The following is a 20,073-nucleotide window of genomic DNA, read 5'->3' on the forward strand; positions in this document are numbered from 1 at the left end:
ATGCGTCAAGACGAACACACGTTGGCCCATTTGCTGGATAGCATGGAGCGCGCGGCAGAGAAGGAGGCGGTGTCGATCAACGACGTGCTGCATGAGATCGGGGACCGTTCGATCACCCCTCTGATCCTGATCGTCGCCTTGCTGCTGGTCTCACCCCTGTCGGGCATTCCCGGCGTCTCGACCCTTGCGGCGGTGACAATCATCCTGCTGGCCGTGCAGGCGGTGACCGGGCGGCGCAGGCTATGGATGCCGCAATTTCTGCTGCGCCGCGAGGTCGCAGGCCATCGGTTGAGCGGCTGCGTGCGCTTTCTGCGCCGTCCTTGCGCTTTCGTCGACGGGCGTTGCAAGCCGCGCCTTCAGTTTCTCACCACCGGGCCGATGCGGTTCATCACACTGGTGGTGGTCACGATCATCCCGCTCGGCTGGCCCTTTATGGAGGTGCTGCCAATGATGTCATCGCTGGGGGCGGGAACCGTTGCCCTCTTGGTGTTTGGGCTGTTCACCCGCGACGGGCTTTTCGTGCTTTTGGGCTATGTCTGTGTCGTGATCACCTTGGTCGCGGGCGGCCTGCTGGTGCTGACCGCCGCCAGTTAGGCGCGCTGCGCGTCCAAGTCACCGATCCCCAGCACTTCGAGCACCTTGGCAGCGATCTGTTCGGCGTTCATCCCCGCCACGGCATACATATCCGCCGGGCTGGCCTGATCGATGAAGGTATCGGGCAGCACCATGGAGCGGAACTTGAGCCCCTTGTCGAACACCGCCTCATCCGCCAGCAGCTGTGCGACATGGCTGCCGAAGCCGCCGACTGCCCCCTCTTCGATGGTGATCAGCGCCTCGTGGTCATGGGCGAGCTTGAGGATCATCTCGCGGTCCAGCGGCTTGGCGAAGCGGGCATCGGCGATGGTGGGGGTGATGCCCTTGGCTCGAAGCTGTTCGGCGGCCTTCTCGACCTCTTCCAAACGCGTGCCGAAGGATAAAAGCGCGACCTTGCTGCCCTCTTGGATCATCCGGCCCTTGCCGATTTCCAGCGGGGTGCCGCGCTCTGGCATCTCGACCCCGCGCCCTTCGCCGCGCGGATAGCGGAAGGCGATGGGGCCGTCGTCATGAGCGGCGGCTGTGGCGACCATATGGCGCAACTCGGCCTCATCGGCGGCGGCCATGACCACGAAACCGGGCAGGTTGGCAAGGAAGGCCACGTCGAAGGCGCCCGCATGGGTCGGCCCGTCGGCGCCCACGAGCCCCGCGCGGTCGATGGCGAAACGCACCGGCAGGCGCTGGATTGCCACATCATGCACGACTTGGTCGTAGCCGCGTTGCAAAAAGGTGGAATACATCGCGCAGAAGGGTTTCATTCCCGCCGCGGCGAGGCCCGCGCAGAAGGTCACGCCATGCTGCTCGGCGATGCCCACGTCGAAGCAGCGGCTGGGATAGCGTTCGGCGAAAAGGTCGAGGCCGGTGCCATCGGGCATGGCGGCGGTCACGGCGCAGATCTTGTCGTCCTCGGCGGCCTCGGCCAGCAGGCTGTCAGCGAAAACGCGGGTGTAGCTCGGCGCGTTGGAGGGGGCTTTCTTTTGCTCGCCCGTCACCACGTTGAACTTGGCCGTGGCATGGCCGCGATCCCGCGCGGCTTCGGCGGGGCCGTAGCCCTTGCCCTTTTGCGTCTGAATGTGGATCAGGATCGGCCCGGTTGCGCGTTGATGGACGGTGCGCAGCACGGGCAGAAGCTGGTCCATGTCATGCCCGTTGATCGGCCCGAGGTAGGAAAACCCGAGGTTCTCGAACAGGGTGCCGCCAACGGCCATGCCTTTAAGCATGTCCTTGGCGCGTTTCGCGCCTTCGCGGAAGGGTTCGGGCAGCAGGCTCACCGCGCCCTTGGCGGCGGCTTTGAAATCCTGAAACGGCGCTTCGGCGTAAAGGCGGCTGAGGTAGCTCGACATCGCGCCCACCGGCGGGGCGATGGACATCTCGTTGTCGTTGAGGATGACGATCAGGCGTTTCTTCAGATCGCCCGCGTTGTTCAGCGCCTCATAGGCCATGCCCGCGCTCATCGCGCCGTCGCCGATCACGGCAATCGCGTCGCCCAGCCCTTCGGGGATCACACCGCCCAGATCGCGGCCCACGGCAAAGCCGAGTGCTGCCGAGATCGAGGTCGAGCTATGCGCCGCGCCAAAGGGATCGTAGGGGGATTCGCTGCGTTTGGTGAAACCCGATAGCCCGTCCTTCATGCGCAGGCTGCGGATGCGGTCGCGGCGTTCGGTTAGGATCTTGTGCGGGTAGCACTGGTGGCTGACGTCCCAAATGATCTTGTCGCGCGGCGTGTCGAAAACCGCGTGCAGCGCTACGGTCAGTTCCACCACGCCAAGCCCCGCGCCGAGATGCCCGCCGGTTTCCGACACGGCCGAGATCGTCTCGGCCCGCAGTTCGCGCGCGACTTGGGTCAGTTCGGCATCGGACAGGTGTTTCAGGTCCGCAGGGCGGGTGACCTGATCAAGCAGGGGTGTGGCGGGTTTGTCACTCATCGGGGCCTCTCTGGTGCCGCATTGGCGCATGTGCCGCCCGGCTAGCTGTCGCGGGCAATAACGAAGGCGGCAGCGGCTCGCAAGCTCTGCGCCTCTGGTCCATATTCAGATAGGGCGTCGCAGGCCATGTCCACCAATTCGGCGGCGCGGATCTTGGCCCCGGCCAGCCCGAGGTGGGACACGAAAGTGGCCTTGCCCGCCGCGTCGTCCTTGCCGACCGCCTTGCCGACCGTTTCGGCGTCGCCTTCGACATCAAGAATGTCATCCGCGATCTGAAAGGCGAGGCCGAGGTGTTTGGCGTAGGCCCCAAGGGCGGTGGCATCGGCCCCGGCCATGCGTGGGCCAGCCATGGCGGACCATTCGATCAACGCACCGGTCTTGCCTGCCTGAAGCGCCGTGATCTCGGCCAGCGACAGCGGCGCGGGGGCGGTTTCGGCGGCGATGTCCAGCGCTTGCCCCCCGACCATGCCGCCGACGCCTGCCGCTTGGGCGAGGCTGGTCATCAATGTCAGCCGCGCCTCCGCCGGGCAGGGCGCTTGGCCGAGCAGTTCAAAGGCCAGCGTTTGCAGCGCGTCACCGGCCAGAACGGCGGTGGCCTCATCCCATTTGCGGTGCACCGTGGGCTGGCCCCGGCGCAGATCGTCGTCATCCATGCAGGGCAGGTCGTCATGCACCAGCGAATAGGCATGCAGCGCCTCGATAGCTGCCGCCGCAGGGGCGGCCATGCCGGGGGCGATGCCATGCAGCCGGGCGGATTCGATCACCAGAAAGCCGCGCAGCCCCTTGCCGCCGCCGCAGGCATAGCGCATCGCCTCGGTCACGGGGCCGTCATGCGCGCCGAGTGCTGCGTCGATCTGCGCTTGCGCCAGATCGCGGGCATGGGCAAGCGCCTCTGCCAAGGGACGGGGGGTGGTCTCTTGCATGTGGGCGGTCAAAGCCCTTCGACGGGTTTCAGCCCATTCGGGTTGCCATCGCCGTCAAGCGTGATCGCGGCGACCTTCTCTTCAGCTTCTTTCAGCTTGGTCTCGCAGCGCGCCTTAAGCTTGGCCCCGCGTTCGTAAAGCGCGATGCTTTCGTCCAATGCGACATTGCCGTTTTCAAGCTGGCCCAAGACTTTCTCAAGCTCGGCCATGGCGGTCTCAAAGTTCATCTCTTCTACGGGTGTGTCGGACATTGCGCGCCTCGTTTTCGGAATTTCGCGCGACAATAGAACTTCGCGCCGCGCATTGCCAGCGGGCTTGCGTGATGAATTTTACCGGCCCGTTTCGGCAGGCGGGGCGGGGTCAGTCCGGGGCCAGCATATAGCCCGCGCCGCGCACGGTTTGCAGGTATTGCGGCTGTTTCGGGTCGCTCTCGATCTTGCGGCGCAGGCGGGTGATTTGAACATCGACCGCGCGTTCCTGCGCCTGCCCCCGGTCGCGGCCCAATTCCTCGACCAATTTGGCACGGCTCAGCGCGACACCGGGCTGGGCGGCGAAGATCTTCATCAGCTGCACTTCGGTCGCGGTGAGGCGCACCAAATCGTCGCCCTGCCACATCTCCCCCCGCTCCATGTCATAGCGGATCACGCCGAGCGACAGCACTTTTGGCGCGGCATCGGCGGCAGAGGTGTCGGGCATTCGGCGCAGGATGGCGTTGATGCGCAGCAGCAGTTCTTTCGGCTCAAAGGGTTTGGGCAGGTAGTCATCCGCCCCGGCCTCCAACCCTTCGATGCGGTTGTCGGTCTCGCCCTTGGCGGTCAGCAACAGGATCGGCGTTTGCAGGGTTTCGCGCAAAGCACGGGTCAGCGCCATGCCGTCTTCGCCGGGCATCATCACGTCGAGCACGATGAGGTCGAATTCCAACCCCGCGAGCACCCGCCGCGCATGGGCCGCATCGCGGGCCGTGCTGACCAGAAAGCCGTTCCGCATCAGGAACTTCTTTAACAGGCTGCGGATCCGCTCATCGTCGTCGACGACCAGCAGGTGCGGGTCGAGATCGTTCATGGGGCGCTTTCGCGCAGCCGGTCAAAGCTCTGGCGCATTTCGGGGTCCATCATGGCCTCCAATACCGTTCTGAAACCGGCCACGGCTTCGGGTCCGGCGGTGCGAAAGGCCAACCGCATGCGCGCGCGCTGAGCGTCTGATAGCTCCTGTTCCAGCTTGCGACCCTCGTCGGTCAGGAACAGATGCCGCTCGCGCTTGTCATTGCGGCCAACCTTGCTCTGCACCAGACCATCGGCGATCAGCGTGCGCAAGACACGGTTGAGCGATTGTTTCGTGACCCCGAGGATATTGAGCAGGTTGTTCACCGTCGTGCCAGGGGCGCGGTTGATGAAGTGAATGGCGCGGTGATGCGCGCGGCCATAGGCCATATCGGCCAGGATCCGGTCGGGATCGGCAGTGAAACCGCGATAGGCAAAGAACATCGCCTCGATCCCCTGCCGCAGTTGTTCGTCCGTCAAAAACAGCAGGCTGTCGCCGCTGCTAGGGGCCATCATGCGCCCGTCAGCCATAGTATGTCTCATTCTCTCTCGGGCCTGTTGGGGATCAGTTTACGTCAGCGTTGTTGACATTCCAATAGTGAAAGGCTATCGAATCTCGTGTTTTGCGCAATTAAATGTCTGCATCTGCCGATTGTTGCGCAATTTTTGAAAAGATAGCGCGTCATTTGGAGGGGAAACACCATGGCAGGCGGATATGACAACCGGGATGGGCACATCTGGATGGATGGCGAAATGGTGGATTGGCGCGAGGCCAATGTCCACATCCTGACCCATGCGATGCACTATGCGTCTTCGGTGTTTGAGGGCGAGCGCGCCTACAACGGCAAAATCTTCAAAAGCCGGGAGCATTCCGAACGGCTCAAGCGCTCGGCTGAGATGATCGACTTTGAGATCCCCTACACCATTGATGAGATCGAAGCTGCCAAGGCCGAAGTCCTCGCCGCTTCCGGCCTGCAGGACGCCTATGTGCGTGCGGTCGCTTGGCGCGGTGTGGGCGAAGACATGGGTGTCGCCTCGGCCCGCAACCCGGTCCGCATGGCCATCGCGGCTTGGGAATGGGGGGCCTATTACGGTGACGCCAAGATGAAGGGCGCCAAGCTCGACATCTCCAAATGGAAGCGCCCCTCGCCCGAGACGATCCCGAGCCATGCCAAAGCGGCGGGTCTCTATATGATCTGCACCATGTCCAAACATGCGGCCGAGGCGAAGGGCTGCTCGGACGCGATGATGTATGACTACCGCGGCTATGTGGCCGAGGCGACAGGCGCGAATATCTTCTTCGTCAAGGATGGCGAAGTGCACACGCCGACGCCCGATTGCTTCCTCAACGGCATCACCCGGCAGACCGTCATCGACATGCTGCGCGAGAAGAACATCAAGGTTCACGAGCGCCACATCATGCCCGAAGAGTTGGAAGGTTTCGAGCAGTGCTGGCTCACTGGCACCGCCGCCGAAGTGACCCCGGTGGGGCAGATCGGCGACTGGAACTTTGAGGTCGGCGCGCTGACCCGTGAGATCGCCTTGGACTATGAAAAGCTGGTGCGCAGCTAAACGCTGCCGCTGAACTTCGCCAAAGTTACGCCGCCGTCCTGCAAACCCTTGCGGACGGCGGTTGCGATTTGAACGGCCTCTGCGGTGTCGCCATGCAGGCAGATCGTGTCGATCCGGGTGGGAATGTGCTTGCCGCTTTCGGTGATGATCGCGCCTGCCTTGACCATCTCCACCATCCGCGCCGCTGCCGCTTCCGCATCATGGATCACCGCACCGGGCTTGCTGCGGTCGACCAGCGTCGCGTCATCGTTATAAGCGCGGTCGGCAAAGATCTCCCCGGCCCATTTGCAGCCCAGCGAGCGCACCGCCGCCTCCTGCGCCGTGGCGGCCAGCACCATGACGATGAGGTCGGGCGCCACGCTCAACGCCGCCTCATAGAGGTCGCGGGCCAGTTCCTCATCCTCAGACGCCATATTCGCCAGCGCGCCGTGCAGTTTCAGGTGGCGTACCTCAGCGCTAACGCTGCGCGCCATGCCGACGCTCGCGGCGACCTGATAGCGGATCTGGTTCTGCAAGGTGCCACGCGGCACTGAGAGGCGGTTGCGGCCAAAACCGGCAAGATCCATGAACCCCGGATGCGCGCCGATGCCGACGCCGTTTTCATGCGCCACGCGCATCGTCGCCGCCATGACATCGGCGTCGCCCGCATGCCCGCCACAGGCGATATTGGCCGAGGTCACGACGCGCAGAAGCGCCGCGTCGTCGCCCATTTTCCAAGGGCCAAAGCTTTCGCCCATGTCGGCGTTGAGATCGACGGTGGTCATGTCTGCTCCTTCTCGAAGGGGTCGGCAGTGGCTGAAACCACGCCGGAGATCAGTTGATAGCCCAAAAGGTCACGGATGCGCGCCGGATCGCGCAACAGCGGCTGGCGGCGCTTGGGCAGGGCAGCGAGGTCGGCGCGGTGGCGCGTCTCGGCGGCCAGCGCTTCGTCGAGCTCGACGAACGCGAATTGCAGCGCAGCACCCGGCTGCGCCTGCGCGACGATCGGCAGGTCGCAGGGGATCACCGTGCCGATGCGGGGGTAGCCGCCGGTGGTCTGGCATTCGCACATCAGCACGAAGGGCGCGCCGTCGCCGGTGATCTGGATGTCGCCGGGGGTGATGACTTCGGACACGATGGTCAACTGCCCGCCGGTGGCGAAACCTTCGCCCTCGTGATCCATCCGCGCGCCCATCCGGTTGGCGCGGGGATCACGACGAAAGGTGGTTTCGGTGAACCGCTGGCGGGTTGCCTCGTCGAAGGCATCGGTCTGCATGGAGGCCACGATGCGCACCCGCTCGGCCCCGAACCGGCTGTCGCGCGGGAGAGTGAGGTTCGTCTCGCCGCCCTTATCGACCCCTAGCGGCAGAGTCTCACCACTTTGCAGCAGCGCGCCGATGCCAGCGGCCAGATGGCTGGCGCGCGCGTTCATCACCGGCGCCACGTCAAACCCGCCGCCGACATGGAGGTAGCCATAGGCCCCGTCCCGCGCGCCGCCGATGGTCAGCTTCGCCCCGGCGGGCAGGAGGTGGCTGGCGTTCCAGGCGACCGGCTCGCCGTCAATGCTCACCTGCATCTGCGCCCCGGTCAGGGCGATGCGGGTGTCCTGATCGACCTCGAAACTGCCGCCGCTGCCCGCCATCTCAAGCGCGGCGCTGTTCGGATCTTGCCCCAGCAGGGCGGCCCCTTCGTGCAGGGCAGTCGGGTCCGCCGCGCCGCCGTGGGTCAGGCCAAGGGCGCGATAGCCGGGGCGACCAAGATCTTGGATGGTCATGGCCGGACCGGCTTGAAGGATGGTCAGCGTGCCGCTCATGTCAGCGCCTCCCGCTCGGCACCGCCGGTGGGGTCGTCGGCGATGCGGTCGAACTCTTGCCGGGTGATCGACGGAAAGATCAGCTCATCGCCCGGCGACAGCGGAAAGGGCATATCGCTGCCCGGGCGGAAGGTGCGAAAAGCGGTCTGGCCGATGTGCCGCCAGCCGGTGGGGGAGGCATTGGTGAAGATGATCATCTGCCGAATGGCCACCACCAGCGACCCCGGCGGCACCGATTTCGTCAGCCCCTGCTGGCGCGGAATGTCCCAATGCGGGGGCAGTTCGCCCATGTAGGGCTGGCCGGGGGCGAAGCCGATGGTCAGCACCCGGACCCGCGCCTGCGACAGTTCCGCAATGGCCGCATCGGGGTTGAGGCCCGCGGCCTCGGCGGCCTCCTCCAACTGCGGGGCGAGGTCGGTGCCATAGATCGTCGGCACATGCCACAGGCTGCGCCCGGCGGGGAGGGCTTCGGCGAACCAATCGCGGGTTTGCAGCAGATCGTGCAGGCGGTCGGTCATGGTGGCGATGGCCTCTTGAGAGACTTCGAACTGCACGAAGGTCGACACCAGCGAGGTGCTCGTCTCACTCACCTCGGGCCAGTCCTGTTCCTCTACCGCCGCGCGAAAGGCGAGGGCGGCGCGGTTGGCGGGTTCGGACATCTTCTCGGCAAAGGTGACCAATAGGCCGGAGAGGCCGACACTGCGGATGCGGGGCCAGTCATTCATTGCGAAGCATCCTTTCGTAAAGGCGCGGCAGCAGCACCGGGGTCAGATACATCGGCAGTTGCCAGCAGCCGATAAAGATCATCAGCGGCGCGATGACATCCGCAGGCAGCGCCACGAGAAACAGCGCGATATTGCGGTTGCCCGCGCCGATTGCCAGTGGTCCGGCCACGGCGCGCAGCGGGCCGCGCCGGGTCAGCAGCAATGTGCCCGCCTGCAACAGATAGCTTAGGGCGAAGGCCAGCAGCGTCCAGCCCGCCACAGCCCATGGATCGCTGCGCAGCGCGGGGTTCAGCGCCGCCATCAGCCCCACCACGATGACCGAGAAGGCCAGCACCGACGCGCCATCCAGCGCCTCGGTCTGGCGCGGGGTGGGCTGGGGCAGGAAGACATGGCGCAGGGCAAAGCCCAGCCCAGTTGCGCCAAGGATCACGGCCAAGAGCCGCAGGGCGGCGAGGGCGATTTCCGAGGCCGGGCCGAGTTGCGGCAGGGCCGCCAGCACCGGCAGGACGGTCAGCGGAAAGGCGGCGGTGCCCAGCACCATGAGCTGCATCATCCGCCCCGCGTCGAGCCGCATCAACAGGGCGAGGTTCACGCTGCCCGTCAGCGCCGGGGCCGCCGCGGCGAGGGTCACGGCCAGTGCCGCAGGGGTCTGCCCCAGCCCGGCCAGCACGAAGCCCCCCAGCAGCAGCAGGGGCAACAGCGTCTGCAAGGCCAGCACCGAGGCCAGCCCCCAGATGAGATCGCGCACTGCACCAAGGGCCGCGCGGTGCCCGATCCTGAGCGCGGTGATCGTCAGCAATGCCGCCACCATTTGCGGCAACCACCGGGCCAGCGCCGCCGCAAGGCTGGGCAGGGCCAGCCCCGCCAGCAGCCCGGCGATCAGGCAGGCCCGCGCATGGCGCGAGGCCAGTCTCAGCATATAGCGCATGACCTTTCACCGCTAAACCGGTGCGCTGCGCAGGTTTTCGGGTAGCCATGTGGCCACTTCGGGGAACCAGATCAGCACGAAGACCATGAAGACCATGATCGCGAACATCGGCAGCGCGGCCTTGGTGATATAGCCCATCTCGTGGTTGGTCATGCCTTGCAGCACGAAGAGGTTGAAGCCAATCGGGGGGGTGATCTGCGCCATTTCAACGACCACGACCACGAAGATGCCGAACCAGATCAGATCGATGCCCGCGCTGCGAACCATCGGCTCCACCACGGCCATGGTCAGCACGACCGAGGAGATGCCGTCGAGGAACATGCCCAGCACGATGTAGAAGACCAAGAGCGCCATCAGCAGCTCGAAGCGCGAAAGCTCCATCGCCGCGATCCCGTCGGCCAGCGCGCGGGGCAGACCGGTGAAGCCCATCGACAGTTTCAGGAAGGCCGCGCCCGCAAGGATCAGTGCGATCATCGCAGAGGTACGCATCGCCCCCATCAGGCTCTCGCGGAAACTGTGCCAGTTCAGCGAGCCTTGGAACAGCGCCAGCGTGAGGGAGCCGATGACGCCGATGGCCGCCGCCTCGGTCGCCGTGGCAAAGCCGAGGTACATGGACCCGATCACGACCGTGATCAGCGCAAAGACCGGCAGCAAGAAACGCGAGTTGCGCAGTTTTTCGCCAAAGCTCATCCCGGTCTCCGCATCGGGGTTCCAGTCCTTCGACAACATGCTGGTGACGGCGACATAGCCCATGAACATCAGCGCCAGCAGCAGGCCGGGCAGGACGCCCGCGAAGAAGAGTTTGGTGATGCTTTCGTTCACCGTCACGCCGTAGACGATCAGCGCCAGCGACGGCGGGATCATCAGCCCCAGCGTGGCGGCCCCCGCCAGTGTGCCGATGATCATCTTTTCAGGATAGTTGCGCGCGCGCAGCTCGGGGATCGACATCTTGCCTACGGTGGTGAGCGTCGCGGCGGAAGAGCCCGAGACGGCGGCAAAGACCGTGCAGCCGACGATATTGGTATGCACCAGCCCGCCCGGCAGTTTCGCGAGCCAAGGCGACAGCCCGCGGAACATGTCCTGCGACAGCCGCGTGCGGTAAAGGATTTCGCCCATCCAGACAAAGAGCGGCAGAGCGGTCAGCGTCCAGCTTGAGGAACTGGCCCAGATCGTGGTGATCATGGCGTCGCCCACGGGTCGGGTGGTGAAAAGCTCCATCCCGACCCAGGCGACGCCCATCAGCGCAAGGCCAACCCAGACGCCGGTGCCGAGGAGGAAGAAGAGAACGATTAGAAACAGGGTAATGGCATAGATCTCGGTCATGGCGTCATTCCCCGAAGCTTTGATCGACTAGGTCACGGGTGACGCGGTGGTCGCCCTTGAAGATGAGGTGCAAAAGATTGTCTGTCAGCGCGATGGCAAGGATGCCACCGCCGATCACCATGACAGATTGCGGTATCCAAAGAGCGGTGGCGTCTTGGTCTTGGCTGACTTCGTTGAACTTCCACGACCAGTAGACGAACCAATAGGCGTAGTAAGTGAAATACCACGCCACCGCCGCCGCCACGGCGAAACACCAGATATCCAGCAGCCGCTTCCCGCCCGCGCTCAGCGCGTTAAGCAGGATCGACACGCGGATATGCGATCCGCGGTTGAGCGCATTGGCGAAGGCAAGGAAACTGGCCCCGGCCATTGCATAGCCCGCATAGCTGGCAGCGCCCGGAAAGACATTGCCGGTCCAACGGGCGACCATCTGGGCCACGATCAAGGTAAGGATGACCACCAGACAGAGCGCGGCAAGCGCCCCCGCCCCGGTATATAGCCCGTCCAATAGTCTGCGCAGCGCCTTCATGCGGCTCTCCCTCCGTCAAGTCATGCCCGGGCATGAGAACGGCGGCCCGGGTGACGGGCCGCCGCAGGTTTCGTGATTATTGCATCGCCTTGTAGTCGTCGACGATCGCCTGACCGTCTTCGCCCGCGGCTTCGAGCCATTCTTGCGTCATGGTCTCACCCACCTCGCGCAGGCCGGACATCAGCTCTTCGCTGGCCGGTTCCACGTTCATGCCGCCTTCGCGCAGCCCGTCATAGGTGAACTGGGTGTAGTCCTTGGAGGCTTGCAGGCCCCGCTCTTCGGCCTCGGTCGCGCAGGTGGTGATCGCCTCTTTGTTGGCGTCCGAGGTTTCGGCCCAGACATCGGCGTTGATCATCACATAGTTGCGCGGCAACCATGCGTCGACTTCGTAGAAATGCGTGAGGCTTTCCCAGACCTTCTGGTCATAGCCGGTGGCACCCGAAGAAATCATCGATTCCGCGACACCGGTGGCGAAGGCTTGGCTGACTTCGGCGGCCTCGATGGTGACGGGCGACATGCCGGTCAGTTCGGCCAGACGCGCGGTGGTGTTGTTGTAAGAGCGGAATTTCACGCCCTTCATGTCCTCGACCGAGTCGACTTCTTTTTTGAAGTAGAGCCCTTGGGGCGGCCATGGCACGTTATAAAGCAGGACGAGGTTCTGCTCTTCCAACACGGATTCAACCTTGGGCTTGGCGGCTTCCCAAAGCTGGGCGCTGGCCTCGAAAGAGGGCGCGAGGAAGGGGATGGAGTCAAAGCCGAAGACCGCGTTCTCGTTCTGGTGGCCGGAGAGCAGACGCTCGCCCAGCTGCACCTGCCCGGTCTGGATCGCGCGCTTGATGTCCGCGCCGGCAAAGAGCGCGCCGCCCGGGTGCACGGTGATCTCGATCTCGCCGCCGGTCTTCTCGCCCACGCATTCGGCGAATTGCACGCCGTTCTCGGAGTGGAAGTTCGAGGCCGAATAGGCCATCGGCATGTCCCATTTCTCGGCCGCGAAGGCGGGCATGGCGGTGCCCAGCGTCAGGGCGGTCATCGCCGCGCCGGCCATCAGTCTTGCTGTCAGTGTCATGTGGTTTCTCCCTTGTTGTTGCAGTCCCACGCTTGGCGTCATCCGTCGAAGCGTTGGGGGTGATACGGGGTCAGATCCGTGTTTGGCGTCTGCCCCGTGATCAATCCGGCGATCAGTCGGCCCGTTTTCGGACCGCCCGTCAACCCGATGTGATGGTGCCCGAAGGCAGTGTAGACCCGGCTCGTCCCGATCTGCCCGATCAGGGGCAGCGAGTCGCTGGGGGCGGGTCGGTGCCCCAGCCATTCGATCTCTTCCGTGGCGGTGAGATGTGGAAAGGCGGCCTTGGCCTGACGGTGCAGCAGCGCCAGTGGGGCTTTGGACGCGCCCGCTTCCAACCCGCCGAACTCGACGATCCCGGCACAGCGCAGCCCTTCGGCCATGGGCGTGGCGACAAATTTGCCCGCCGCCATCATGGTGGGGCGCGATGGGCCGCCCTCGGCATTCTTGAAGACGATGTGGTAGCCGCGTTCGGATTCCAGCGGCACGTTGATCCCCAGTTTGCGCATGAGCGGTTTCGACCAGACACCAGTCGCCAGCAGCACGTCATCGCAGGGCAGGGAGCCTTGATCGGTGAGGACCGAAGTGACCTCCTCGTCGACGATCGCCACGTCCTGCACCTCGGCCTGCCGGATGGTGCCGCCAATCCCCTCGAAAGCCTTGGCCAAAGCCCGAACATAGCCGCCGGGGTCGGCGATGAAGCCGTGGTCGGCCAGCCGTGCGATGCAGGTGATCTGCGGACCATAGGCCGGGTCGAATTCCCTGACCGCGCCGCCTTCGATGATGTCCGGCTCGAAACACGTCTCGCGGCGCAGCGCCCAAGTGTAGGCTTCAGCCTCGAAGGCCGCGCGGTTGGTATAGGCAAAGCAATAGTCGCTGTCGCGGACCCAATCCTCCAGCCCCAGATCGGTGCAGAGGGCTTTGTGCTGCGCCACGCTGTCGCTCACGATGGGCACCAACCCGGCAGAGATGCGGCGGGTATCGCGGTCATTGGCGTGGGCCATGTAGCGGCGCAGCCATGGCAGTAGGCGGGGCAGATAGGGCCAGCGCAGGAACAGCGGAAACTCGGGGTCGCGCAGCATCCCCGGCGATTTGCGCAGCAGGCCCGGCCCGGTCACCGGCGCGACGCCCGCCGCCGCCAGCACGCCACCGTTGCCATGCGAGGTGCCGCGCCCCGGCTCGGCCCGGTCCAGCAGCGTCACCTCCGCCCCGGCGCGGCGCAGCCAGATCGCGGCAGAGACGCCGACAATCCCGGCGCCGATAACAACGACATGTTGGCTCATGGATGACGGCTTTCGATTTCGCGTTGAGTCATAGCTTGTTTCCTTTGGGGCATCTTTTACACAAAAAATCACCACGTCAACAAAATGCTGATAAAATGTCATCGTTAGGGTTTCGCTTGTCTCGCCCCGCCCGCAAAGGCACCCTGCGCCCAAACGGAGGGCATATGACAAACGAGACGGGCGCGCGGCTGGGAATACTCATGCTGGACACGCGGTTTCCGCGCATTCTGGGGGATGTCGGCCATGCGGGCAGCTGGGATTTCCCGGTGCGCTACGCCGTGGTGCCGGGGGCCACGCCCGAAGCGATCGTGTGCGACGATATCGACCCCTTCGTGCAGGCTTTCATCGCCGTGGGGCGCGACTTGATCGCCGTAGGCTGCACGGGCATCGCCACCACCTGCGGGTTCTTGGCGCTGATCCGGCCTCGCCTCGCCGAAGCGCTGGGCGTGCCCGTTGCCGCCTCGGCGTTGGAGCAGGCGGGGCAGATCGCGGCCTGCCTGCCGCCGGGGCAAAGGGTGGGCATCTTGACGATCTCCGCCGCCACGCTTTCGCCCGCCCATCTGCACGCGGCGGGCGTGCCCGAGGGCAGCCCGGTGGTGGGGATGGAGGGCAGCGGCTTCGCCCGAACGATCCTCGGCAATCTGCCCGACCTCGACGTGGCGCAGGCGCGGGCCGAGATGGTGCAGGCAGCGCAGCAGTTGGTGGAGGCCCACGCGGATGTCGGCGCGATCCTTTTGGAATGCACGAATATGGTGCCATATGCTACGGATATCGCGGCGGCGACCGGGCGGCCCGTGCACTCGATCCACAGCTATCTCAACTGGTTTCACGCAGGGCTGCTGCCGCCCCGTTTCTGCTAATGCGACACGCGCAGCCAACCGTCGGTGAAGCTGACCCGGCGCACCCCAGCCAGCGGCAGGAGGCGGTGCAGCTCTGCCTCGAAGGCCGCTTGCCGCCCCTTGCCCCAGCGAACCCCGCGTTCGGGCCAGAGCGCGGTGACGCGCAAGACGTCCAGATCGCGATGCGCCTTCATATCGACCCGTCCCACCAGCCTGTCGCCCTGTAGCAGCGGAAAGACATAATAGCCGTATTCGCGCTGCGCCTCGGGCACGAAGACCTCGATCCGGTAGTCGAAACCGAAAAGCCGGGCGGCGCGTTTGCGGTCGCGCAGCGCGGGGTCGAAGGGGCTGAGCACCCGGAGCCGTTTGGGCGGTTCGCGGGTAAGGGCGGGGTCATCGGCCCAGCCGGGGCGGGCAAAGGCGGGGCGCAGGCTGCCGTCAGCGCCCTCAATGTCGATCTCCTCCAGCCGCCGCGCGGCTTGTTCTGCCGCGCACCAGCCGCGCGCCTCGGCGGGGGAGATATGGGCCCAGAAGGCGGCCAATTCCCCTGCCGTGGCAAAACCCAAGCGCGCCAGCGCTTGATCGCAGCACCAGTCGATCGTCTGCTCTATGTCGGGGGCATGCGCCGGGTCGCGCAGCGCGGCGGGGACCACCCGCTCGGTCAGGTCATAGCGCTTGCGAAACCCCTCGCGCCCGGTCACGGCCAGCGCGCCGCTGCGCCACAGATACTCCAGCGCGGTTTTCGACGGATGCCATTGCCACCAGCCCCCGCTGCTGCGCGGCTCGTCCCGGCCCACGTCGGATGAGGTGACGCTGCCCTCGGCCCGGACCTGCGCGAGCACGTTTTGCATCTGTGTTTCGAAGTCGTGCCGCTGCCAATCCTTCCAGCGGCCCAGCAGCTTGGCCGCATCTCGGGTTCGGCGCAGATGCCATTGCGGGTAGAATTCCATCGGGATGACGGCGGCGTCATGGGTCCAATGCTCAAAGAGCGCCCGGTCTTTTTCATAAAGCCGCTTGAGCGCAGCGGGGCGATAGCGCGGACGGCGGGCGAACAGGATCAGATCATGCGCCCGCGCCACCGTGTTGATGCTATCGAGCTGCACAAAGCCCAAGTCATGGATCAGCTTGAGCAGTGCCGCGCCCTTGGCCGGGCCCTGCGGCGGGTCCGACAGCAGGTGACGCGCCAGAAACAACCGCCGCGCGGCGGCATTGCCGAGCCTTGGGCGGCTCACCCCTGACGGCGGCGGCGCAGGGTATCGCCCAGCGACAGCGTTGGCGTCAGGGTGATCTGGGTTTGCATTTCCGGGTCCGGCTCGGGCTGGGTCTGGTTGAGGATGATCCGCGCCGCCGCCTGACCGATCTCGTTCCGGCAAGCGTCCATCGTTGCCAATTGCCGCGGCAAACCTTGCAGCAGTTCGACGTTGTTGAACCCGGCAAGGCCGATCTGCCCGGGAATGTCGATGCCTTGGTCGATCAGATGCAGCAGCCCGCCCGCGCCGATCATGTCATTGGAGTAATAGAGAAAATCAAGGTCGGGCGAGCGTTCGAGCATCTCTTGCGTCATCTCGCGCCCCTTGGCCAGCGCGGAGCCGCCGGAGTAAAAGGCCCGGTCTTCGATCTCGACCCCCGCTTTGGCGAGCCCTTCGGTAAAGCCCTCGAACCGTTTGCGCGCGCGGTGGTCGAGGGGCATTTTCGTGCCCATGAAGCCAATGCGCTCATAGCCCTCGCGCAGGATCGCCTGCGCCATCTCGCGCCCGGCGCGGCGGTGGGAGATCCCCACCATCGCATCGACGGGTTTGCCATCGGTGTCCATGATCTCGACCACCGGAATGCCCGCATTGCGCAGCATGGCGCGGGTGGCGTCGGAATGCTCCAACCCCGCGATGATCACCCCCGAGGGCCGCCATGAGAGCATCTCATAAAGCACCCGCTCTTCCTTCTCGGGCAGGTAGTCCGTCACCCCCACGACCGGCTGCAGCGGTGTGTCTTCGAGCACTTGGTTGATGCCGTTCAGGACTTCGGGGAACACCATATTGCCCAGTGAAGGGATCACGACCGCCACAAGGTTCACGCGCTGGCTGGCCAGCGATCCGGCGATCTGGTTGGGCACATAGCCAAGCGCCTTGGCGGCGGCGAGAACGCGGTTGCGGGTGGCCTCCGACACGTCGCCGCGTTTGCGCAGGACGCGGCTGACCGTCATCTCGGAAACGCCGCAAGCATCGGACACATCACGCAGGGTCAACGGGCGTTTGGGGGGTGTGGTCAATTTGGTTTTCCTGTTTGCCTCACCCATAGGTAGCGCGAAGCAGGAGGCGCGATCAAGCATTGCCGCAGCCCTGCTGCGAGGCGCAGTCATTCGGTTGCCAATCTGCCAATGACATCGCCAGACGCTTGCGTTAAACCCAAGCCTGTCGGCCCCGTGGCTCAACTGGATAGAGCAGCCCCCTCCTAAGGGGCAGGTTGCAGGTTCGAATCCTGCCGGGGTCGCCAAAACTGCCTGAAAAATATGGCTTATTTACAGGACGTTGTGCGGAAGCGTGCAAAAAGTCACGTGGGCTTTCGCGGCGAAATCAGCTGAAACGGCTGATTTCTCGTACAAAACCTGTACAAAATCCGCACGTTTGTGCGTATTTCGGGGGTCAATCATGAGCCGCCATAGCTTTGATCCTGAAGTCGCCGGACGTGTCGGTCTCAATGCAGCGGTGATTTTCCAGAACATCACCTTCTGGATTGAGAAGAACCAAGCCAACCGCCGCAATCTTCGAGACGGGCGGTATTGGACCTACAATTCGATCTCGGCTTTTGGTGAACTGTTCCCCTATCTTAGCGAAAAGCAGATCCGAACAGCGCTCGAAAAGTTGGTCAGCGCAGAACTGATCATCAAGGGCAATTTCAGCGATGATCGCTATGACCGGACCTGTTGGTATGCCCTGGGCAACTCCATTTGCCCAAATGGGCAAATCGATCCGACCGAAAGGGAAAATGATGCATTTGCCCGTGAGGGCAAGCCATCTGCCCCAGAGGGCAAATCCTATAAGAACAGATATAAACCATATCAAAAACCAAATCCTTCGCACGCGAAGGCGGCGGTGAAGGATGAGATTTCAGAAAAGATTTTGTCCGCCTATCCGGAGGATCGCATTCGCGGCAAAGCGGTTTGTCTTTCGCAAATCCGCCAAGCTCTGTCCGACGGAGTGGACGCCAAAGACCTCGAGGACGCTGTGCGGGCCTATGCGGACGAGAGCGAAGGTTTCACCCGCTCCAAGGTGTGCTTCTCCGACAACTGGTTCACCTCTGACCGTTGGTTGAAGTACCTTCACGACATCGAGGAAGCGCGAGAAGCGGGCAAAGCCAAAGAGGCTGAACTGCTGAAAGGTTTGGCCGACTGGGTCACGGACAAGCACCCCCTTTGCCGCCACATAACACCCGGCCAAGTGACCGCGATGCTGGCCGCAAAGCTGGTCAGTCCTGCCGAAGTCAAAGCGGCTGGGCTCAGAGCATGAGTGCGACCGACCCCTACAAAGAGCAGAGAGCAAGGTTACCCACCGATTACATCGGCGGGACTTGTGAGGGGCGGCAAGCCTCCCCTTCAAACCCCAACCAGACGCGGGCAAGCGGCGTCAAAGAGGGCCTTTCCGAAAGCGTGATCTTTCGATGCACACCGTTAGAAAAGGCAGCGCTTGTGGCCAAGGCGCGCGCCGCTGGCTTGCCCAATGCCACGCTGATGCGCGAGGCCTTGGGGTTGACCGAGGCACGTCGACGCAAGCCCGTCCCTCGCGTTGACCCGAAGCTGACCTTTGCGATTGCCCGCGTCGGCGGCAACCTCAATCAGCTGTCACGTTGGATCAACGGCGCGGTCAAATCCGGCCGAGCGAACCAAATCGATGCGCTCCAGGTCGCGACGCAGTTGGTGATCATCGAACGGCAGTTGGCGCAGATCGTGGCGGCACACACTGGCGGTGGAGAATGATCATCTCGTTCTTCTCCACCGGCACCGGTGGCGGTGCGGCCCCCATTGACTATCTGACCGCCCGCGAAGTTCTGGCTTATGACGAGAACCGCAACCTCATCCGAGACGTCACCGGTGAACCGCAAACCAAGATTCGCGACCCGCCGCCCGAGGTGCTGCACGGCAATCCCGATCAGACCCGCGACCTGATCGATGCGAGCCCCAACAAGTGGAGCTACACCGCAGGCGTTATCAGCTTTGCCGATAGCGATGATCCCAGCCCCGATGCCCAGCAAGAGGCCATTGAGCTATTTGAGGCTCTGGCCTTTGCTGGGCTGGACAGGGATCAATACGATTGTCTCTGGGTGCGCCACTCGCATGAAGGCAACGTCGAGCTGCACTTCTGCACGCCACGCCTTGAGCTCAGTACCGGCAAAGCGCTGAACATCGCTCCGCCGGGACATGAGAATGCCTTTTCCAGCCTACGCGACCTGTTGAACAAGACGCACGGTTGGGCAGACCCTTTGGAGCCAGAACGCGCACGGGAGGTAAGGGCGACGATTGAGGCCCCAACCCGCGCGCAGGGTCGCGAAGCGCTGCACGATTGGATCCTCGATCAGATTAGCGTCGGCACCATTACTGACCGCGCCAGCATGATCGACACACTCACTGACGCGGGATTCGAGATCCCCCGTGCCAGCAAGAATTACATCACCGCCCAAGACCCCGACACCGGCGAGCGCTGGCGATTGAAAGGAGAGATTTTCCATGACGACTGGCAAGCCGAACCGCCTCGCCGAGAAATTGAACGCGGACCTAGAGACAGTACGCAGCGACCACGCCGCCTTGATGGCATCTCAACTGGAGAGCTTCAGGAGCGATTTCAGCAGCATTGCGACCAGCGCGCTGCATACAATCGAGACCGATATCAGGTTCTTTCTGAGCGACAGCAGGAGCGAGTTGGAGAGGCGGAGCGAGACGATCAGGCGCTGGTTGACGATCTCACCCTGGGTGATCGTGGCGATGGTCTCATCCTGGATCGCGACAGTGCTGATCGCGAGTTGGTTTTGGACGGCTTTGATGGCGCATTCGGAGATGACGAGGCTTGGCTTGACCCGGATCGAACAGGCTGGGCAGACATGGGTGACGCTGGACCCGAACCGGACCGAATTGAAGACCTGCACGATGGCGCAAAAGCCCATCATCTGCATCGAGATCAAGGAGCCTTAGATGACCAAAACACCGACGACACCCCTGACAGCATTGGAGCGCGAATTGCTCGCATCCGTCGAACGGTTGGTGACGGCCTGCGAGAGCTCAGCCAAGGAATTGCACGCATTGGAGAAACGCTCGACCAGCAGGATCGAAAGCAAGGTGAATGGCTTGGCGCACTGCGTGGCGCTATTGATGAAATCACATCTCACGTCCGTCACCACATTGGCCGACTTGCTGCGCGAGGAACAGAACTACGACACGCTTCAGGCGGGATTAGAGACCAGCTGGAAACTAGCGAAAGAGGCCGAGAAGCGGCTGAACGAGAGCTAGGCGTGCGGGATCACGACCGAAGGCTGACGCATTGAGTGAGGCT

21 protein-coding genes and 1 tRNA gene are annotated in these 20,073 nt (G+C 63.9%); 7 read left to right on the top strand and 15 right to left on the bottom strand.

Annotation, left to right across the window (positions count from 1 at the left end; translation table 11 throughout):
* The gene (locus tag ACGYK9_RS08470; RefSeq protein WP_067264997.1) at positions 1–594 is read left to right on the top strand and encodes an exopolysaccharide biosynthesis protein; all 594 of its coding nucleotides are present in this window, start codon (positions 1–3) and stop codon (positions 592–594) included.
* Here the strand turns inward: ACGYK9_RS08470 and dxs are convergent.
* The 5 genes from dxs to ACGYK9_RS08495 form a co-directional block, all read right to left on the bottom strand.
* A complete protein-coding gene (gene dxs, locus ACGYK9_RS08475; protein ID WP_394409498.1) occupies positions 591–2,519 on the bottom strand; it encodes a 1-deoxy-D-xylulose-5-phosphate synthase in 1,929 nt (642 codons plus the stop codon). The genes ACGYK9_RS08470 and dxs overlap by 4 nt on opposite strands.
* Before the next feature lie 41 nt (positions 2,520–2,560).
* Positions 2,561–3,442, bottom strand: a complete 882-nt coding sequence (locus tag ACGYK9_RS08480; protein ID WP_394409501.1) for a polyprenyl synthetase family protein — start codon at positions 3,440–3,442, stop codon at positions 2,561–2,563.
* Between the two features lie 8 nt (positions 3,443–3,450).
* On the bottom strand, positions 3,451–3,693 hold the full coding sequence (locus ACGYK9_RS08485) for an exodeoxyribonuclease VII small subunit (RefSeq protein WP_067264990.1): 243 nt from the start codon (positions 3,691–3,693) through the stop codon (positions 3,451–3,453).
* 109 nt (positions 3,694–3,802) lie between these two features.
* The gene (locus ACGYK9_RS08490) at positions 3,803–4,504 is read right to left on the bottom strand and encodes a response regulator (RefSeq protein WP_394409504.1); all 702 of its coding nucleotides are present in this window, start codon (positions 4,502–4,504) and stop codon (positions 3,803–3,805) included.
* The gene (locus ACGYK9_RS08495; RefSeq protein ID WP_067264985.1) at positions 4,501–5,013 is read right to left on the bottom strand and encodes a MarR family winged helix-turn-helix transcriptional regulator; all 513 of its coding nucleotides are present in this window, start codon (positions 5,011–5,013) and stop codon (positions 4,501–4,503) included. Before ACGYK9_RS08495 ends, ACGYK9_RS08490 begins: the two co-directional genes overlap by 4 nt.
* Before the next feature lie 171 nt (positions 5,014–5,184).
* Between ACGYK9_RS08495 and ACGYK9_RS08500 the strand changes: the two genes are divergently transcribed.
* Positions 5,185–6,054: a branched-chain amino acid aminotransferase gene (locus ACGYK9_RS08500; RefSeq protein ID WP_271688753.1), complete on the top strand. Its 870-nt coding sequence runs from the start codon at positions 5,185–5,187 to the stop codon at positions 6,052–6,054.
* Here the strand turns inward: ACGYK9_RS08500 and ACGYK9_RS08505 are convergent.
* The 8 genes from ACGYK9_RS08505 to ACGYK9_RS08540 form a co-directional block, all read right to left on the bottom strand.
* Entirely contained in the window at positions 6,051–6,818 is a 768-nt protein-coding gene (locus ACGYK9_RS08505) for a LamB/YcsF family protein (RefSeq protein ID WP_394409507.1), read from the bottom strand. The two genes, ACGYK9_RS08500 and ACGYK9_RS08505, sit on opposite strands and share 4 nt — an antisense overlap.
* The gene (locus ACGYK9_RS08510) at positions 6,815–7,846 is read right to left on the bottom strand and encodes a biotin-dependent carboxyltransferase family protein (RefSeq protein WP_394409510.1); all 1,032 of its coding nucleotides are present in this window, start codon (positions 7,844–7,846) and stop codon (positions 6,815–6,817) included. Before ACGYK9_RS08510 ends, ACGYK9_RS08505 begins: the two co-directional genes overlap by 4 nt.
* Entirely contained in the window at positions 7,843–8,571 is a 729-nt protein-coding gene (locus tag ACGYK9_RS08515; RefSeq protein WP_394409513.1) for an allophanate hydrolase subunit 1, read from the bottom strand. The genes ACGYK9_RS08510 and ACGYK9_RS08515 overlap by 4 nt, the downstream gene beginning before the upstream one ends.
* Complete coding sequence (locus tag ACGYK9_RS08520; RefSeq protein ID WP_394409516.1) at positions 8,564–9,499, bottom strand: hypothetical protein; 936 nt, start codon at positions 9,497–9,499, stop codon at positions 8,564–8,566. The genes ACGYK9_RS08515 and ACGYK9_RS08520 overlap by 8 nt, the downstream gene beginning before the upstream one ends.
* A gap of 12 nt (positions 9,500–9,511) precedes the next feature.
* Complete coding sequence (locus ACGYK9_RS08525) at positions 9,512–10,822, bottom strand: TRAP transporter large permease (protein WP_271688758.1); 1,311 nt, start codon at positions 10,820–10,822, stop codon at positions 9,512–9,514.
* A gap of 4 nt (positions 10,823–10,826) precedes the next feature.
* On the bottom strand, positions 10,827–11,351 hold the full coding sequence (locus ACGYK9_RS08530) for a TRAP transporter small permease (RefSeq protein ID WP_394409519.1): 525 nt from the start codon (positions 11,349–11,351) through the stop codon (positions 10,827–10,829).
* A gap of 76 nt (positions 11,352–11,427) precedes the next feature.
* The gene (locus ACGYK9_RS08535) at positions 11,428–12,417 is read right to left on the bottom strand and encodes a TRAP transporter substrate-binding protein (protein WP_394409522.1); all 990 of its coding nucleotides are present in this window, start codon (positions 12,415–12,417) and stop codon (positions 11,428–11,430) included.
* Between the two features lie 38 nt (positions 12,418–12,455).
* Positions 12,456–13,799, bottom strand: a complete 1,344-nt coding sequence (locus ACGYK9_RS08540) for an NAD(P)/FAD-dependent oxidoreductase (RefSeq protein ID WP_394409525.1) — start codon at positions 13,797–13,799, stop codon at positions 12,456–12,458.
* Between the two features lie 62 nt (positions 13,800–13,861).
* Here ACGYK9_RS08540 and ACGYK9_RS08545 point away from each other — a divergent pair, with 62 nt between their 5' ends.
* Positions 13,862–14,557: an aspartate/glutamate racemase family protein gene (locus tag ACGYK9_RS08545; protein WP_394409528.1), complete on the top strand. Its 696-nt coding sequence runs from the start codon at positions 13,862–13,864 to the stop codon at positions 14,555–14,557.
* Here ACGYK9_RS08545 and ACGYK9_RS08550 read toward each other — a convergent pair.
* Together ACGYK9_RS08550 and ACGYK9_RS08555 are read right to left on the bottom strand one after the other, a co-directional pair.
* Entirely contained in the window at positions 14,554–15,768 is a 1,215-nt protein-coding gene (locus ACGYK9_RS08550) for a winged helix-turn-helix domain-containing protein (protein WP_394409530.1), read from the bottom strand. The genes ACGYK9_RS08545 and ACGYK9_RS08550 overlap by 4 nt on opposite strands.
* Positions 15,765–16,802 carry a LacI family DNA-binding transcriptional regulator gene (locus ACGYK9_RS08555; protein WP_120349930.1) on the bottom strand — a complete coding sequence of 346 codons (1,038 nt, stop codon included), beginning with the start codon at positions 16,800–16,802 and terminating at the stop codon, positions 15,765–15,767. Before ACGYK9_RS08555 ends, ACGYK9_RS08550 begins: the two co-directional genes overlap by 4 nt.
* Before the next feature lie 147 nt (positions 16,803–16,949).
* On the opposite strand from ACGYK9_RS08555, the gene ACGYK9_RS08560 reads away from it, so the two are divergent.
* The 4 genes from ACGYK9_RS08560 to ACGYK9_RS08575 all read left to right on the top strand — a co-directional run bounded on the left by ACGYK9_RS08560 (position 16,950) and on the right by ACGYK9_RS08575 (position 20,065).
* A tRNA-Arg gene (locus tag ACGYK9_RS08560) sits at positions 16,950–17,026 on the top strand.
* Between the two features lie 155 nt (positions 17,027–17,181).
* Entirely contained in the window at positions 17,182–18,039 is an 858-nt protein-coding gene (locus tag ACGYK9_RS08565; RefSeq protein ID WP_394409533.1) for a hypothetical protein, read from the top strand.
* Positions 18,036–18,506, top strand: a complete 471-nt coding sequence (locus tag ACGYK9_RS08570) for a plasmid mobilization protein (RefSeq protein WP_394409536.1) — start codon at positions 18,036–18,038, stop codon at positions 18,504–18,506. Before ACGYK9_RS08565 ends, ACGYK9_RS08570 begins: the two co-directional genes overlap by 4 nt.
* The gene (locus ACGYK9_RS08575; protein ID WP_394409539.1) at positions 18,503–20,065 is read left to right on the top strand and encodes a mobilization relaxase; all 1,563 of its coding nucleotides are present in this window, start codon (positions 18,503–18,505) and stop codon (positions 20,063–20,065) included. The genes ACGYK9_RS08570 and ACGYK9_RS08575 overlap by 4 nt, the downstream gene beginning before the upstream one ends.
* Positions 20,066–20,073: the final 8 nt, after the last annotated feature.

Source organism: Sulfitobacter sp. 1A15258 (genome assembly GCF_043557045.1).
In the GTDB taxonomy this organism is placed as follows: domain Bacteria; phylum Pseudomonadota; class Alphaproteobacteria; order Rhodobacterales; family Rhodobacteraceae; genus Sulfitobacter; species Sulfitobacter faviae.